Below are 14,656 nucleotides of genomic sequence, written 5' to 3' on the forward strand. Positions count from 1 at the left end.
GTCCGCCTGCTCGTCGCTCACGCCGCCGTCCCCAGCGCGCGTGCGATCCGGTCGGCACGGTCGGCGACGAGTGCGGCGACACCGTTCGGCCCGTCGCCGAGCAGCCCGCGGGACTCGCTCACGAGGACCTGCTCCGCCCGGCTGCCGTACAGCGCGCGGAGGTCCTCGATCCGGGCCCCCTGCGCACCGAAGCCGGGTGCGAGGACCGGGGCGGTGCCGATCTCGTCGGCCGTGATGCCGAAGTCGTCGAGGTCGAGGGTCGCGCCGAGGACCAGCCCGACGTCCCCCAGGGGCTGGTCGGCGCTCGTCCGGTTGTCGTCTGCCACGTCCACGACGATACCGGCCGCCACGGTCCGGCCGGCACGCGGGCCCTCGGCGAGCACCGCTGTCTGCAGCACACGCGCCTCCGGGTTGCTCGTCGCGGCGAGGACGAACACGCCCGCACCGTTCTCGCGGGCGACGGCGACGGTCCCGGACAGCGAGCCGTACCCGAGGTACGGCGACACCGTCATCGCGTCCGCCGTGAACGGGCCGTCACGGTCCAGCCACGCCAGGGCGTAGTCGTCGCCGGTCGAACCGATGTCGCCGCGTTTGACGTCCGCGACGACCAGGAGGCCCGCATCACGCGCGCGACCGATCGTCGCCTCGAGCGCTCGGTACCCGGGCACCCCCGCCGCCTCGAAGAACGCGATCTGCGGCTTCACGACCGCCGCTCGCCCCGCGGCGGCGTCGACCAGGGTGGCGCCGAAGGCGGTGAGACCGGCCTCGTCGCGGCCGAGCCCCCACGCCGCCAGGGTGGCGGCGTGGGGGTCGATCCCGACGCAGAGCGCCGACCGCGACTCGATGGCGGCCGCGAGCCGGACGCCGAACGGGGTCGGGCCTCCGTGCAGACCTGGGGTCACCAGCCCGCCCGCTCGAGCGCGTAGTCCTGCAGGCTCCGGACACTGTGCGGCGTCCCGATCGTCTCGATCGCCGCGACGGCGGCGCCGAGCTGCGAGATCGTCGTGAACAGCGGCTTGTCCGCCGCCACGGTGGCCGCGCGGATCTCGTACCCGTCCGCGCGACCGGCGGCACCGCTCGGGGTGTTGATGACGATGTCGACCTCGTTGCGGGCGAGCAGGTCGACGACGCTCTCCTGCCCCTGGCTGTACTTGCCGACGGTGCCGACCAGGATGCCGTTGCGGCGGAGCACCTCGGCGGTGCCCTCGGTGGCGATGATCGTGAAGCCCAGCTGCTGCAGGCGGTGCACCGGCAGGACGATGGCGCGCTTGTCGGTGTCCGCGACGCTCACGAACACGGTACCGCTGGTGGGCAGACCACCGTAGGCGGCCTCCTGGCTCTTGAGGAACGCCCGCGGGAAGTCGCGGTCGATGCCCATGACCTCTCCGGTGGAGCGCATCTCGGGGCTGAGCACCGAGTCGACGACCTGACCCTCGCGGGTGCGGAAGCGACGGAAGGGCAGCACGGCCTCCTTCACGGCGATCGGGGCCTCCATCGGGACGAAGGCGCCGTCGCGTGCCGGCAGCAGTCCCTCGGCGACCAGGCCGTCGACACTCGTGCCGGTCATGATGCGTGCCGCGGCCTTGGCCAGTGCGATGCCGAGCGCCTTCGAGACGAACGGGACCGTGCGGCTGGCGCGGGGGTTCGCCTCGAGGACGTAGAGCACCCCGGCGGCGATGGCGAACTGCACGTTGAGGAGTCCGCGGACGCCGACCCCGCGCGCGATCTTCTCGGTCGCGTCGACGACGGCCTGGATCTCGGCGCGGCCGAGGCCGACCGGGGGCAGGGTGCAGGACGAGTCGCCGGAGTGGATGCCGGCCTCTTCGATGTGCTCCATGATGCCGCCGACGTAGAGCCGCTCGCCGTCGTAGAGCGCGTCGATGTCGATCTCGACCGCGTCATCGAGGAACCGGTCCACGAGCAGCGGCAGGTCCGGGCCGATGATCGCCTGGTCGGCCATCCGGTCGAAGTAGTCGGCGAGGGTGGCGGAGTCGTAGACGATCTCCATGCCGCGGCCGCCGAGCACGAAGGACGGACGGACGAGCACCGGGTAGCCGATGCCCTCGGCGACCGCGGTGGCGCTGGCCAGGTCGTGGGCGGTGCCGTTCTTCGGCGCGAGCAGGCCTGCTTCGTCGAGGATGCGCGAGAACGCCCCACGCTCCTCCGCCAGGTCGATCGCGTCCGGCGTGGTGCCGAGGATCGGGATGCCCGCGGCCTCGAGGGGCTTCGCCAGGCCCAGAGCGGTCTGGCCGCCGAGCTGCACGACGACGCCCACCACCTGGCCGGACGCCTGCTCGGCCTCGATGACCTCGAGCACGTCCTCCACCGTGAGCGGCTCGAAGTAGAGCCGGTCCGAGGTGTCGTAGTCGGTCGAGACCGTCTCCGGGTTGCAGTTGATCATGATCGTCTCGAATCCGGCGTCGCTCAGCGCGAAGGACGCGTGCACGCAGGAGTAGTCGAACTCGACGCCCTGGCCGATGCGGTTCGGGCCGGAGCCCAGGATGACGACCTTCTTGCGGTCGCTCGGGGCGACCTCGGTCTCGGTGTCGTAGGACGAGTAGTGGTAGGGCGTCAGGGCGGGGAACTCGCCGGCGCAGGTGTCGACGGTCTTGAACACCGGGCGGATGCCGAGCGCGTGTCGCTGGTCGCGCGCCTCCTGCTCGGAGACCCCGCGGAGCGCCGCGATCTGCGCGTCGCTGAAGCCGTGCTCCTTGGCCCACCGGACGGTGTCCGCGTCCAGGGTCTCGGCGGCACGGACCTCGTCCGCGACCTCGTTGATGAGCACGATCTGGTCGATGAACCACGGGTCGATCTTCGTGGCCTCGAAGACCTCGGCCGCGGTGGCGCCAGCGACGAGGGCCTGCTGCACCGTGACGATGCGGCCGTCGGTCGGGACCGCGGACTTCTCGAGCAGGGCGGCCTTGTCGAGCTGGTCGGCCGGCACGTCCCAGTGGAAGCTCGACCCGCGCTTCTCGAGCGAGCGGAGCGACTTCTGCAGCGCGGTGGCGTAGTTGCGGCCGATCGCCATCGCCTCGCCGACGCTCTTCATCGTGGTGGTGAGCGTGGCGTCGGCGGCCGGGAACTTCTCGAACGCGAAGCGCGGGGTCTTCACGACGACGTAGTCGAGCGTCGGCTCGAAGCTCGCCGGGGTGACGCGGGTGATGTCGTTCTGGATCTCGTCCAGGCGGTACCCGATGGCCAGCTTCGCGGCGATCTTGGCGATCGGGAAGCCCGTCGCCTTCGACGCGAGCGCCGAGGAGCGGGAGACGCGCGGGTTCATCTCGATGACGATCAGACGGCCGTTCGCCGGGTCGACCGCGAACTGGATGTTGCACCCGCCGGTGTCGACCCCGACGCGGCGGATGATGTCGATGCCGATGTTCCGCATGTTCTGGTACTCGCGGTCGGTCAGCGTCAGCGCCGGGGCGACGGTGATCGAGTCGCCGGTGTGCACGCCGACCGGGTCGACGTTCTCGATCGAGCAGACGACGACGGTGTTGTCGGCGTTGTCCCGCATCAGCTCGAGCTCGTACTCCTTCCACCCGAGGATCGACTCCTCGAGCAGGACCTCGGTCGTCGGGCTGGACTGCAGACCGTCGCCGACGAAGCGCACGAGTTCCGACTCGTCGTAGGCGAAGCCGGAGCCGAGACCGCCCATCGTGAAGGACGGGCGGACCACGAGCGGGTAGCCGAGGTCCTTCGCGAACTCCTTCGCCTCCTCCAGGGTGTGCGCGATGTGGCTGCGGGCGACGTCGGCACCGGACTCGAGGACGAGCTCCTTGAAGAGCTGCCGGTCCTCACCGCGCTGGATGGCGTCGACCTTCGCGCCGATGAGCTCGACGCCGTACTTCTCGAGGATGCCTGCTTCGTCGAGGGAGATCGCGGCGTTCAGCGCGGTCTGTCCGCCCAGGGTCGGCAGGACGGCGTCCGGCTGCTCGATGCGGATGATCTCCTCGAGCGACGCGTTCGTGATCGGCTCGATGTAGGTCGCGTCGGCGAAGTCCGGGTCGGTCATGATCGTCGCCGGGTTCGGGTTCACCAGGATGACGCGGACGCCCTCCGCGCGGAGGACGCGGCAGGCCTGCGTGCCGGAGTAGTCGAACTCGGCGGCCTGCCCGATCACGATCGGGCCGGAGCCGATGACCAGGACGGAGCTGATGTCGGTGCGCTTGGGCATCAGTTGCCCTCCTTCGTGATGTCGGCGGCAGGCGTGGTGGCGTCGGTGGTGGCCGCGTCGAGCGGCGCTCCCTGCCGTCGGGCGAGCACCATGTCCCGGAAGCGGTCGAAGAGGTACATGCTGTCGTGCGGTCCGGCGGCGGCCTCGGGGTGGTACTGCACGCTGAACGCGGGGATGTCGAGCGCCCGGAGGCCCTCCACGACGTTGTCGTTCAGTGAGTAGTGCGAGACCTCGACACGACCGAAGCCGACCGGGGACTCGAGGACCTCACCGACGGGCGCGTCGACCGCGAAGCCGTGGTTCTGGCTCGTGATCTCGACCTTGCCGGTCGTCGTGTCGAGCACCGGCTGGTTGATGCCGCGGTGACCGAACGGCAGCTTGTACGTGCCGAAGCCCAGGGCACGGCCGAGCAGCTGGTTGCCGAAGCAGATCCCGAAGAACGGCCGGCCGTCGCGGAGGCTCTCCTGCAGCAGGGACACCTGCGCGTCGGACGCCGACGGGTCGCCGGGGCCGTTCGAGTAGAAGAGCGCGTCGGGGTCGAGTTCGCGGAGCCGCTCGACCGTGACGTCCTGCGGCAGCACGTGCACCTCGAAGCCGCGCTCGGACAGGTAACGGGTCGTCGACGACTTCACCCCGAGGTCGAGGACGGCCAGCGTGCCGATCCGCTCGCCGACCGGCTCGACGACGTACTCCTCGGCCGTTGAGACCTCGGCGGAGAGGTTCTTCCCCGCCATGCCGGCCTGCTCGGTGACGATCCGGAGCTGCTCGTCGGCGTCGAGCGTGGCATCCGCCCCGCTGAACACGCCGCCCTTCATGGCACCCGCGTCGCGGATGCGACGGGTGAGGGCGCGGGTGTCGATCCCGGAGATCCCGACGATGCCGTCGCGCACCAAGTGCTCGTCGAGCGACGCGTCCGCGCGGTGGTTCGACACCACGCGGCTCGGGTCGCGCACGACGTACCCCGCGACCCAGATGCGCCGGGACTCGGGGTCCTCGTCGTTGACCCCGGTGTTGCCGATGTGCGGCGCGGTCTGCACCACGATCTGCCCGGCGTAGGAGGGGTCGGTGAGCGTCTCCTGGTAGCCGGTCATGCCGGTCGCGAAGACCACCTCGCCGAGCGTGCGCCCACGGGCGCCGTAGGCCCAGCCGTCGTACCGGGTGCCGTCTTCGAGGACCAGTACGGCCCGTTCGCGTGTCATGAGTTCGTCCCTTCGCCCGCGGTGTGCGGGGAGTCGTTCGTCGTCGCCAGTCCCTGCAGGGCGGTGAGCGCTTCCGCGTCGCCCTCCGGGAACCGGAAGTAGGTGTCGAGGTCCGTCGCTGCTGCGGCGCCGGTCGCCGTCCATCGCAGTCGGACCAGTCCCCCGGGCTCGACCACTCGGTCGATCGCCCACGTGGCCCGGTCGGCGCCGCGGACGGCGCTCCGGGCGATCCACCGGTCGTCCACGCCGGCGTGGTGCAGCACGACGCCGGTCGCGTGCACGGTCACGCCGCCGCGGCCGCGGAAGCCGAGTCCGCCGGCGGTGATCCGTTCGAGCGGTTGGTCCGCTCGGGTCGTCGCGACGGTGAACCCGTCCCACGACCCGGCCGCCGGACCACGGTCGGCCGGCACCGGGACGGGAGGCACGGCCTCCGCCTGCCGTCGGCTCCGCGTGCGCCACGTGCGCGCCATCGCGACGAACAGCGCGGCCACCGCGAGCAGGATGACCCCGCCGAGCAGCCAGCGCGCCGTGTCACCGCTCATGCCGTCGCCACCCGTGCCGCTGCAGCCCGGGCCGCGACGGTGTCGGCGTCGACGAGCTGCCCGTCGAGCACCGTCGGCTCGCCGTGGTGGAAGGTCGCGACGACCCGGCCGGGCAGCCGCATCCCGAGGTACGGCGAGTTCTGCGACTGCCCGTGCAGGTCGGCCACCGAGAACTCGCGGCCCGCCGCGGGGTCGTAGAGGGTGATCTCGGCCGGCGCACCCGCGGCGATCGCGTGGCCGTGGCCCGTGACCTGGCCGATCCGGGCCGGCGCGCTCGACAGCACACGGGCGACGTCGGCCCAGTCCAGTCGGCCGTCCTCGACCACGGCGGCGTGCACCACGCTCAACGCGGACTCGAGCCCGACCATGCCGTTCGCGGCGGCGGGCCACTCGCAGTGCTTGGCCTCGGCGGGGTGCGGGGCGTGGTCGGTCGCGACGATGTCGATCGTGCCGTCGGCCAGGGCGGCGCGGAGTGCCTCGACGTCCTCGCGGCGGCGGAGCGGCGGGTTCACCTTGTACCGGGCGTCGTAGCCCGGGGTGCCGTCGTGCCCGGCGATCAGGTCCTCCGTGAGCAGCAGGTGGTGCGGTGTGACCTCGGCCGTGACGTCGATGCCGCGGGACTTGGCCCAGCGGATCACCTCGACGCTGCCGGCGGTCGAGACGTGGCAGACGTGCAGCCGAGCTCCGACGTGGTCTGCGAGCAGGACGTCTCGCGCGATGATCGACTCCTCCGCCACGGCCGGCCAGCCCGCCAGACCGAGTTCGGACGACAGTCGGCCCTCGTTCATCTGCGCGCCGACCGTCAGACGGGGCTCCTGCGCGTGCTGTGCGAGCACGCCGCCGAAGCCCTTGATGTACTCGAGCGCCCGGCGCATCAGCAGCGGGTCGGCGACGCACGAGCCGTCGTCCGAGAACACCCGGACCTTCGCGCGTGAGGTCGCCATGGCACCGATCTCGGACAGGTGCGTGCCCTGCAGCCCCTGCGAGACGGCACCGATCGGACGGACCGTGACGTACCCGGCGTCGTCCCCGAGCGCCTGCACCTGCTCGACGACCCCGGCGGTGTCCGCGACCGGCGAGGAGTTCGCCATCGCGTTCACGGCCGTGAAACCGCCGGCGGCCGCGGCCCGCGAGCCGGAGAGGACGGTCTCGGACTCCTCGTGCCCGGGTTCCCGGAGGTGGGTGTGCAGGTCGACCAGGCCCGGCAGGGCGAGCAGCCCGTCGGCGTCGACCACCGTCGCACCAGCCGCGTCGAGACCGGACCCGACCGCGGTGACGAGCGGTCCCTCCAGGCGGATGTCGGCACGCGAGCCGTCGACCAGCTGCGCGCCACGGATGAGGTGTGCGGTCATGCGACGGTCTCCTTCTGGTGGTCGCCGGTGAGGGCGAGGTAGAGCACGGCCATCCGGACCGAGACGCCGTTCGCGACCTGTTCCACGACGGTCGAGCGAGCGTCGTCCGCGGCGACCCCGGCGATCTCGAGGCCCCGGTTCATCGGTCCGGGGTGCATCACGAGCGTCCGCTCGGGCAGCCGGGCGAACCGCGCGGCGGTCAGCCCGAAGTGCCGCGTGTACTCACGCGGGTTCGGGAAGAAGGCGTCGTCCATCCGCTCCTGCTGGATCCGGAGGGTCATCACGACGTCCGGGTCCTCGGCCAGTGCGGCGTCGAGGTCGTGGTGCACGGCGGCGCCGAAGGGACGGTCGACCGCCGGCAGCAGTGTCGGCGGGGCGGCGAAGGTGACGTGTGCACCGAGCGTCCGGAGCAGCCAGGCGTTGCTCCGGGCGACGCGGCTGTGCAGCACGTCACCCACGATGAGCACCCGGACCCCGTCGAGCCCCTGCCCGCGGCTGTCGGTGCCGTGCAGACGGCGGCGCATCGTGAAGGCGTCGAGGAGCGCCTGCGTGGGGTGCTCGTGGGTGCCGTCACCCGCGTTGACGACGGGCACGTCGATCCAGTCCGCCTCGGCGAGCACGCGCGGCGCGCCGGACGCTCCGTGGCGGATGACGATGCCGTCGATGCCCATCGCGTCGAGGGTCTGCACGGTGTCCTTGAGCGACTCGCCCTTCGACACGCTCGACCCCTTGGCGGCGAAGTTGATGACGTCCGCGGACAACCGCTTGGCGGCGGCCTCGAACGAGATGCGGGTGCGGGTCGAGTCCTCGAAGAACAGGTTCACGACCGTCCGACCGCGGAGCGCCGGGAGCTTCCGGACCTCGCGCGTGTTGACCTCGGCCATCTCCTCGGCGACGTCGAGGATCCCGATCGCCTCGTCGCGTGACAGGTCGGCGGTGGAGAGCAGGTGCCTCACGACGCACCACCCTGTTCGGGACCGCCCTGTTCGATGACGACGTCGTCGACACCGTCCGTCTCGGTCAGGTGCAGCGTGACCCGTTCGTCGCCCGCCGTCGGCAGGTTCTTGCCGACGTGGTCGGCGCGGATCGGCAGTTCGCGGTGGCCGCGGTCGACGAGGACCGCGAGGCGGACGGCGCGCGGACGGCCGATGCCCTGCAGGGCGTCGAGGGCCGCGCGGACCGTCCGGCCGGAGTACAGCACGTCGTCGACCAGGACGACGACCTTGCCGTCGACGCCGCCGGCCGGGATCACCGTCGGGTGTGGCGCTCGACCGATGCCCCGGCGCAGGTCGTCCCGGTACATCGTGACGTCGAGTGCGCCGACCCGCTCACTGCCGATCCCCGCGGCGGCTGACTCCCACCCGGGCTCGATGTCGGCGAGGATGCGACCGAGGCGCTCGGCGAGGACGGCCCCACGGGTCGGGATGCCGAGCAGCACGAGTTCCGAGCCACCGTGGTTGGCCTCGAGGATCTCGTGCGCGATGCGTGTCAGAGCACGCGTGATGTCGGGTTGCTGCAGGACCGTTCTGGTACCCACGCCGACCTCCTTCCCCGCCTCTCTGGACGGCTCCCGTCTCTCTGGACGGCTTCAAGGATGCTGACGGCTTCGAGCCTAGCGGGACTCCTGGTCCTCCGCGACAGTCCGACCGGACGGTCCGCGGCCGCCCGCGACGGCGCCGAGGACACCGTTCACGAAGCCGGCCGAGTCGTCCGTGGAGAGCGACTGCGCGAGCTCGACGGCTTCGGCGATCGCGACCGCGTCGGGGACCTCCGGGTTGAACCGCAGCTCCCAGACCCCCATGCGCAGGATGCAGCGGTCGAGCACCGGCATGCGGGCGATCGACCAGCCCTGCGCGTGGTCGGCGATCACGCCGTCGATCTCGTACCGGGCTTCGTCGATGCCCGTGACGATCTGCCGCGCGTAGTCCCAGCTGGAGGCACGCTCCGGCTGGTCGAGGTGGCGGACCGTCTCGGTCGCCAGGACGTCCGCGATCGGCAGCTCGCGCACCTCGGCCACGTAGAGCATGTCGAGGGCGCGCTTCCGCGCCTTGGAACGAGCACTCATCCGGTCAGCGCCTAGTCGTTGACGCGGCCGAGGTAGTTGCCGTCACGCGTGTCGACCTTGACCTTCGTGCCGCTCTCGAGGAACAGCGGGACCTGGATCTGGTAGCCCGTGACGATCGTCGCCGGCTTGGTGCCGCCGGAGGAGCGGTCACCCTGCAGGCCCGGCTCGGTCTCGATCGTGGTGACGATCGAGGTCGGGAGCTCGACGTAGAGCGGGTTGCCCTCGTTCATCGCGATGGTGACCTGCGCGGACTCGAGCAGGAAGTTGCGCGCGTCACCGACGACGGCCGCCGGGACGTTGACCTGGTCGTAGGTGTCCTGGTCCATGAAGACGTACGAGTCGCCGTCCTCGTAGAGGTACTGGAAGTCGCGACGGTCCACCACGGCGGTCTCGATCTTCGCGCCGGCGTTGAAGGTGCGGTCGACGACCTTGCCGGAGACGACCTGCTTGAGCTTGGTGCGCACGAAGGCGCCGCCCTTGCCCGGCTTCACGTGCTGGAACTCGACGACCGACCAGAGCTGCCCGTCGATGATGAGAACGGCGCCGTTCTTGATGTCAGTGGTACTCGCCATTGGTCTTCCGTTCGATGGTGTTGTGAAGGAGTCCGGGCTCGTGGAGCCCCGGACGAGTGTAGCGGACGGGCTACTGCCGTCGGCGCGCGAGCCAGGCGTCGATCGCTGCCCAGGCGAGCAGGACGACGCAGGTGCCGCCGAGCAGGGCGCCGGCCACGAGCGTGCTGATCACCGCGGTCGGTCGCGCGGGCGTCGCCAGGTACACCACGGCCAGGAGGCCCGACCCGGCTCCCAGGAGCACGAGCAGCACCCGACGGATCATGCCCGACACCGTCTGCCGGTCCCGTCGATCGCTGAGCAGGCGGATGTTCACCGACAGGCGGCCGGCCTCGACCGCCTCGGTGATCTTGTCGATGCGTCGTGGGAGCCGACGTGCCGAGGTGACGAGGCCGAACAGTTCGCGCACCAGCACGTTCCGGATCGCGGCCGGACGGAGCTGGTCGCGGATCTGCTCCGCAGCCAGGCCGCGCGACTCCTCGAGCAGGTCGAACGACGGGGTCAGCGTGCGGAGCGTGCCCTCGAAGATCGCCAGGGCCCGGGCCGCCGCCACGAAGTCCGCCGGCGCACGGAGCCGGTACCGCCCGAACACCGCGACGGCGTCGTCGACCGTCTCGACCCCGATCCGTGCGCCCGGACCGAGCTCCTCCGCGACGAAACGGGCCATGTCCCGACGGAAGTCGGACTCGTCCTCGGCGTTGCGGACCGGGGCCATCCGGAGCACCGCGTCGGCGATGCGCGAGGTGTCGTCCTGCAGGTAGGCGGCGAGGAGTTCCTGGACCGTGTCCCGGAGACCCGGGTCGAGCCTCCCGACCGAGCCGAAGTCGATGAGGGCGGGCCGACCGTCGGGCAGCACCAGGACGTTCCCCGGGTGCAGGTCCGCGTGGTAGACCCCGTCGAAGACGACCTGGCGCAGGAACGACCGCAGGATCGCCCGCATCGGCTCGTCGAGGTCACGGTCGGAGCGCTCTGCTCGGATGGCGCTGAGCGTGTCCCCCTCGAGGAACTCCATCACGAGCACGCGACGGCTCGACAGGTCGCGGTACGGCTCCGGGAACCGGACCTCGTCGGGTCGGGCGCTGCGGGCCTGGGCGGCGCGGAGGGACTCGAGGTTGCGGAGCTCGGCCGAGAAGTCCACCTGGCGGATCAGGTCCGCACCGTACTGCTCGGCGACCTGCACCACCCCGAGCTGACGAGCCTGGGCGGAGGTCCGGGTGAGGAACCGCACGACGCGGAGCGCGATGTCGACGTCCCGCCGGACGGCTGCGTCGATGCCGGGGCGCTGGACCTTCACGGCCACCGCGGTGCCGTCGGTGAGCCGGGCGCGGTGCACCTGCGCGATCGAGGCCGCGGCGACCGGTTCCGAGTCGAACGACGCGAACACCTCGGACACCGGCGCGCCGAGTTCGGCCTCGAGCAACGCCGCGACCTCGACCGGGTCCGCGGGACGGACGCCCCGCTGCAGGTGCGCGAGACCCTCGGTCCACTCCTCGGGCAGCAGGTCGTCGCGGGTCGACAGGAGCTGGCCCATCTTCACGAAACCGCCGCCCGCTTCCTCGAGTGCCCGGCGCAGGTGGTCCGCCTGGTCACGGCGCAGGTCGGCGGTGGCCGGGTCCCGGGAGAAGTCCAACCGACGGAACGGCAGCAGCGCGTGCCGACGGGCGATCCCGAGCACCTCGGTGAAACGGCGGCCGCGGCTGCGGAGACCCGAGGGCTCCTGGCGCTGCTGGGTGGAGAAGTCGCTGAGACGGGGCGGGTTCGGCACGCCGTCAGTCTGCTCCGCGGGCCTGGGGCCGACCGGGGTACAGCCCTCAGGCACCCACCTCTTGGTAGGCGGTGAAGAGCAGGTGGTCCTCCGGTCCCTCGAGCGTCACCGGCTTGCCGACGGCATCGAGGATGATGAACCGGAGCATGCCGGCGCGGGCCTTCTTGTCGCGGCGCATCGTCGCCAGGAGGCTCTGCCACCGGCCGAGCGGGTAGGTCGTCGGGAGCGACAGCGAATCCAGGATCGAGCGGTGCCGGTCGACCGTGGCGTCGTCCAGGTGCCCGGTGAGGCGTGCCAGCTCGGCGGCGAACACCATGCCGACCGCCACCGCCGCACCGTGTCGCCACTGGTACCGCTCGGCGTGCTCGATGGCGTGGCCGAGGGTGTGCCCGTAGTTGAGCACCTCGCGGCGGCCCTGCTCGGTGAAGTCCTCGGACACGACCTGGGCCTTCAGCTCGATCGCGAGCTCGACCACGCGGCGGAACTCCGGCGTCGTCGGGTCGGTCACGCGGTCGACGTCTGCCTCGATCACGTCGAGGATCTCCGGCACGGCGATGAACCCGGCCTTCACGATCTCGGCGAAGCCCGCCAGGATCTCGTTCCGTGGCAGGGTGCGGAGCAGGTCCAGGTCACCGACCACGGCGCGCGGGGCGGCGAAGGCCCCGACCAGGTTCTTGCCCTCGTTCGTGTTGATGCCGGTCTTGCCACCGACGCTCGCGTCGACCAGCCCGAGGACCGTCGTCGGCATCGACAGGTACGGCACACCGCGCAGCCAGGTGGCGGCGACGAAGCCGGCGAGGTCGGTGACGGCACCGCCGCCGAGGCCGATCACGGCGTCGGTCCGGGTGAAGTCCGACTGTCCCATGACCTGCCAGCAGAACGAGGCGACCTCGATCCGCTTCGCGGCCTCGGCGTCGGGCACCTCGGCGATGAGGGCCTCGAGCCCCGCGCCGACGAGCAGCTGACGGAGGTCCTCGGCGCGGGCACCCAGGGTCCGGGCGTGCACGATGAGGACCTTCGCCACTCGCGGACCGAGCAGGGCGGGGACCGACGCGAGCAGGCCGTTGCCGACCGCGACGACGTAGCCGTCCTGGCCGCCGACGCGGATCTCGGTGGTGCCCTCGGGCAGGGACGAATCGGTCACGGTGCTCCTTCGTCGGAGGTGGGGGGAGGTGGAGTGTGGGTGCCGGCGGGTGCGCTGTCGCGGACCCAGGTGACGACGTCGTCAGCAACCCGGGACATGGGTCGGCGCGAGGTGTCGAACACCACGTGGGCGAGCTCGGCGTACGTCGCCGCCCGCTCGTCCAGGATCGCCTGCCAGGCGTCGATGCCACCCGAGGCGATGAGCGGGCGGTCGCTACCGGCGATCCGCGCGGCGACCGCCTCGGCCGTGACGGTGAGGAGCACGACGTGCGCGCCCGCCATCGCGGCGCGCGTCTCCGGGTGCATGACCGCTCCCCCGCCGACCGAGACCACGCCGCCGATCTGCATCGCGCGACGGACCGCCGCGGCCTCGAGTTCCCGGAAGGCCGGCTCGCCGTGTTCGGCGAAGAGCTGCGGGATCGGACCGTGTTCGCGTGCGATCACCCGGTCGGTGTCGGTGAACGGCACGCCCAGGGCCTTCGCGACCCGGCGCCCGACGCTCGACTTGCCGGCACCCATCGGCCCGATGACGACGACGGGCGGGACCGCGGCCCCGGTCTGGGCTGCCCCGGGCGGGACGTCGGCCCCGGTCACCAGGCGGCGGTCTGCGCGGGCGACTCGGTGCGACGCGTCCGGAGCGTGTCCGGGATCGCGGCGAGGTAGCCCTCGAGGTTGCGCTTGGTCTCGGCGACGCTGTCCCCACCGAACTTCTCGAGCACTGCGTCGGCGAGCACGAGTGCCACCATCGCCTCGGCGACGACCCCGGATGCCGGCACCGCGCAGACGTCCGAGCGCTGGTGGTGTGCGGCCGCGTCCTCGCCGGTGGCGACGTCGATGGTCTGCAGGGCGTGCGGCACGGTGGCGATCGGCTTCATCGCGGCACGGACGCGGAGCACGGTGCCCGTGGACATGCCGCCCTCGGTCCCGCCAGCGCGATCGGTCCTCCGGACGATCTCGCCGTCCTCGCGCTGGAGTTCGTCGTGCGCGGCGGAGCCGCGCCGGGCCGCGGTCGCGAAGCCGTCCCCGACCTCGACGCCCTTGATCGCCTGGATCCCCATGATCGCCGCCGCCAGTCGGGCGTCGAGACGACGGTCCCACTGCACGTGCGATCCGAGCCCCGGTGGGACGCCGTAGAACAGCACCTCGACGACACCGCCCAGGGTGTCGCCGTCCTTCTTGGCCGCCTCGACCTCGGTCACCATGCGCTCGGAGGTCACGGGGTCGAAGCAGCGCAGCTGGTCGTCGTCGAGACGGTCGACGTCCTCTGGCACGGGCAGTGCTGCGTCGTCCGGCACCCGGACGGTCCCGACCTGCAGGGTGTGCGCCACCGAGGCCATGCCGAGTTCGGCGAGGAAGGACTTCGCGACGGCGCCGAGGGCGACCCGCGCGGCGGTCTCACGGGCGGACGCGCGCTCGAGGATCGGCCGGGCCTCGTCGAAGCCGTACTTCTGCATGCCGACGAGGTCGGCGTGCCCGGGCCGCGGACGGGTCAACGGCGCACCTCGGCCACGCGACGCGTCGGTCTGCTCGACGGGCTCGGGGTTCATCACCTCGACCCACTTCGGCCATTCGGTGTTGCCGATGCGGATCGCGATGGGGCTGCCCATCGAGAGGCCGTGTCGGACGCCGCCGGACAGGTGGAGCTCGTCCTGCTCGAACTTCATGCGCGAGCCACGCCCGTAGCCGAGCTTGCGGCGCGCGAGGTCGGCGCGGATGGACTCGTAAGACACCGGGACGCCGGCCGGGAGGCCTTCCATCATGGCGATCAGTTCGGGTCCGTGGGACTCACCAGCGGTCAACCAACGAAGCATGACGACATCCTCCCACAGCGACGGGCGGCGGCC

General features: G+C 71.7%; 13 protein-coding genes. All 13 read right to left on the bottom strand.

Annotation, left to right across the window (positions count from 1 at the left end; translation table 11 throughout):
- Positions 1-17: 17 nt before the first annotated feature.
- Positions 18-902 (bottom strand): orotidine-5'-phosphate decarboxylase, encoded by an 885-nt coding sequence (gene pyrF, locus DEJ25_RS03265; RefSeq protein ID WP_258366401.1) that lies wholly within the window; start codon positions 900-902, stop codon positions 18-20.
- The gene (gene carB, locus DEJ25_RS03270) at positions 899-4,177 is read right to left on the bottom strand and encodes a carbamoyl-phosphate synthase large subunit (RefSeq protein WP_111043755.1); all 3,279 of its coding nucleotides are present in this window, start codon (positions 4,175-4,177) and stop codon (positions 899-901) included. The genes pyrF and carB overlap by 4 nt, the downstream gene beginning before the upstream one ends.
- Positions 4,177-5,376: a glutamine-hydrolyzing carbamoyl-phosphate synthase small subunit gene (carA, locus tag DEJ25_RS03275; RefSeq protein ID WP_110902188.1), complete on the bottom strand. Its 1,200-nt coding sequence runs from the start codon at positions 5,374-5,376 to the stop codon at positions 4,177-4,179. The genes carB and carA overlap by 1 nt, the downstream gene beginning before the upstream one ends.
- Positions 5,373-5,918, bottom strand: a complete 546-nt coding sequence (locus DEJ25_RS03280; protein WP_111043756.1) for a hypothetical protein — start codon at positions 5,916-5,918, stop codon at positions 5,373-5,375. The genes carA and DEJ25_RS03280 overlap by 4 nt, the downstream gene beginning before the upstream one ends.
- On the bottom strand, positions 5,915-7,270 hold the full coding sequence (locus DEJ25_RS03285) for a dihydroorotase (protein WP_111043757.1): 1,356 nt from the start codon (positions 7,268-7,270) through the stop codon (positions 5,915-5,917). Before DEJ25_RS03285 ends, DEJ25_RS03280 begins: the two co-directional genes overlap by 4 nt.
- Positions 7,267-8,226 carry an aspartate carbamoyltransferase catalytic subunit gene (locus DEJ25_RS03290; RefSeq protein ID WP_111043758.1) on the bottom strand — a complete coding sequence of 320 codons (960 nt, stop codon included), beginning with the start codon at positions 8,224-8,226 and terminating at the stop codon, positions 7,267-7,269. Before DEJ25_RS03290 ends, DEJ25_RS03285 begins: the two co-directional genes overlap by 4 nt.
- Positions 8,223-8,807 (bottom strand): bifunctional pyr operon transcriptional regulator/uracil phosphoribosyltransferase PyrR, encoded by a 585-nt coding sequence (gene pyrR, locus DEJ25_RS03295; protein WP_111043759.1) that lies wholly within the window; start codon positions 8,805-8,807, stop codon positions 8,223-8,225. Before pyrR ends, DEJ25_RS03290 begins: the two co-directional genes overlap by 4 nt.
- A 75-nt stretch (positions 8,808-8,882) precedes the next feature.
- Entirely contained in the window at positions 8,883-9,335 is a 453-nt protein-coding gene (gene nusB, locus DEJ25_RS03300; RefSeq protein WP_111043760.1) for a transcription antitermination factor NusB, read from the bottom strand.
- Positions 9,336-9,346: 11 nt separating this feature from the next.
- Positions 9,347-9,907: an elongation factor P gene (gene efp, locus DEJ25_RS03305; RefSeq protein ID WP_110902182.1), complete on the bottom strand. Its 561-nt coding sequence runs from the start codon at positions 9,905-9,907 to the stop codon at positions 9,347-9,349.
- A gap of 70 nt (positions 9,908-9,977) precedes the next feature.
- Complete coding sequence (locus tag DEJ25_RS03310) at positions 9,978-11,669, bottom strand: AarF/ABC1/UbiB kinase family protein (protein WP_110902181.1); 1,692 nt, start codon at positions 11,667-11,669, stop codon at positions 9,978-9,980.
- Between the two features lie 46 nt (positions 11,670-11,715).
- Entirely contained in the window at positions 11,716-12,813 is a 1,098-nt protein-coding gene (aroB, locus tag DEJ25_RS03315) for a 3-dehydroquinate synthase (protein ID WP_375334533.1), read from the bottom strand.
- Positions 12,810-13,331, bottom strand: a complete 522-nt coding sequence (locus tag DEJ25_RS03320; protein WP_111043894.1) for a shikimate kinase — start codon at positions 13,329-13,331, stop codon at positions 12,810-12,812. Before DEJ25_RS03320 ends, aroB begins: the two co-directional genes overlap by 4 nt.
- A gap of 71 nt (positions 13,332-13,402) precedes the next feature.
- On the bottom strand, positions 13,403-14,623 hold the full coding sequence (gene aroC, locus DEJ25_RS03325) for a chorismate synthase (protein WP_111043761.1): 1,221 nt from the start codon (positions 14,621-14,623) through the stop codon (positions 13,403-13,405).
- Positions 14,624-14,656: the final 33 nt, after the last annotated feature.

The sequence above is a fragment of the Curtobacterium sp. MCPF17_011 genome, assembly GCF_003234145.1.
In the GTDB taxonomy this organism is placed as follows: Bacteria; Actinomycetota; Actinomycetes; order Actinomycetales; family Microbacteriaceae; genus Curtobacterium.

Excerpts from the sequence above, each read along its gene's own strand:
- DEJ25_RS03285 (WP_111043757.1), bottom strand. The coding sequence starts at position 7,270 with ATGACCGCACACCTCATCCGTGGCGCGCAGCTGGTCGACGGCTCGCGT.
- DEJ25_RS03320 (WP_111043894.1), bottom strand. The coding sequence starts at position 13,331 with ATGGGTGCCGGCAAGTCGAGCGTCGGGCGCCGGGTCGCGAAGGCCCTG.
- carA (WP_110902188.1), bottom strand. The coding sequence starts at position 5,376 with ATGACACGCGAACGGGCCGTACTGGTCCTCGAAGACGGCACCCGGTAC.
- efp (WP_110902182.1), bottom strand. The coding sequence starts at position 9,907 with ATGGCGAGTACCACTGACATCAAGAACGGCGCCGTTCTCATCATCGAC.
- carB (WP_111043755.1), bottom strand. The coding sequence starts at position 4,177 with ATGCCCAAGCGCACCGACATCAGCTCCGTCCTGGTCATCGGCTCCGGC.
- aroC (WP_111043761.1), bottom strand. The coding sequence starts at position 14,623 with ATGCTTCGTTGGTTGACCGCTGGTGAGTCCCACGGACCCGAACTGATC.
- DEJ25_RS03280 (WP_111043756.1), bottom strand. The coding sequence starts at position 5,918 with ATGAGCGGTGACACGGCGCGCTGGCTGCTCGGCGGGGTCATCCTGCTC.
- nusB (WP_111043760.1), bottom strand. The coding sequence starts at position 9,335 with ATGAGTGCTCGTTCCAAGGCGCGGAAGCGCGCCCTCGACATGCTCTAC.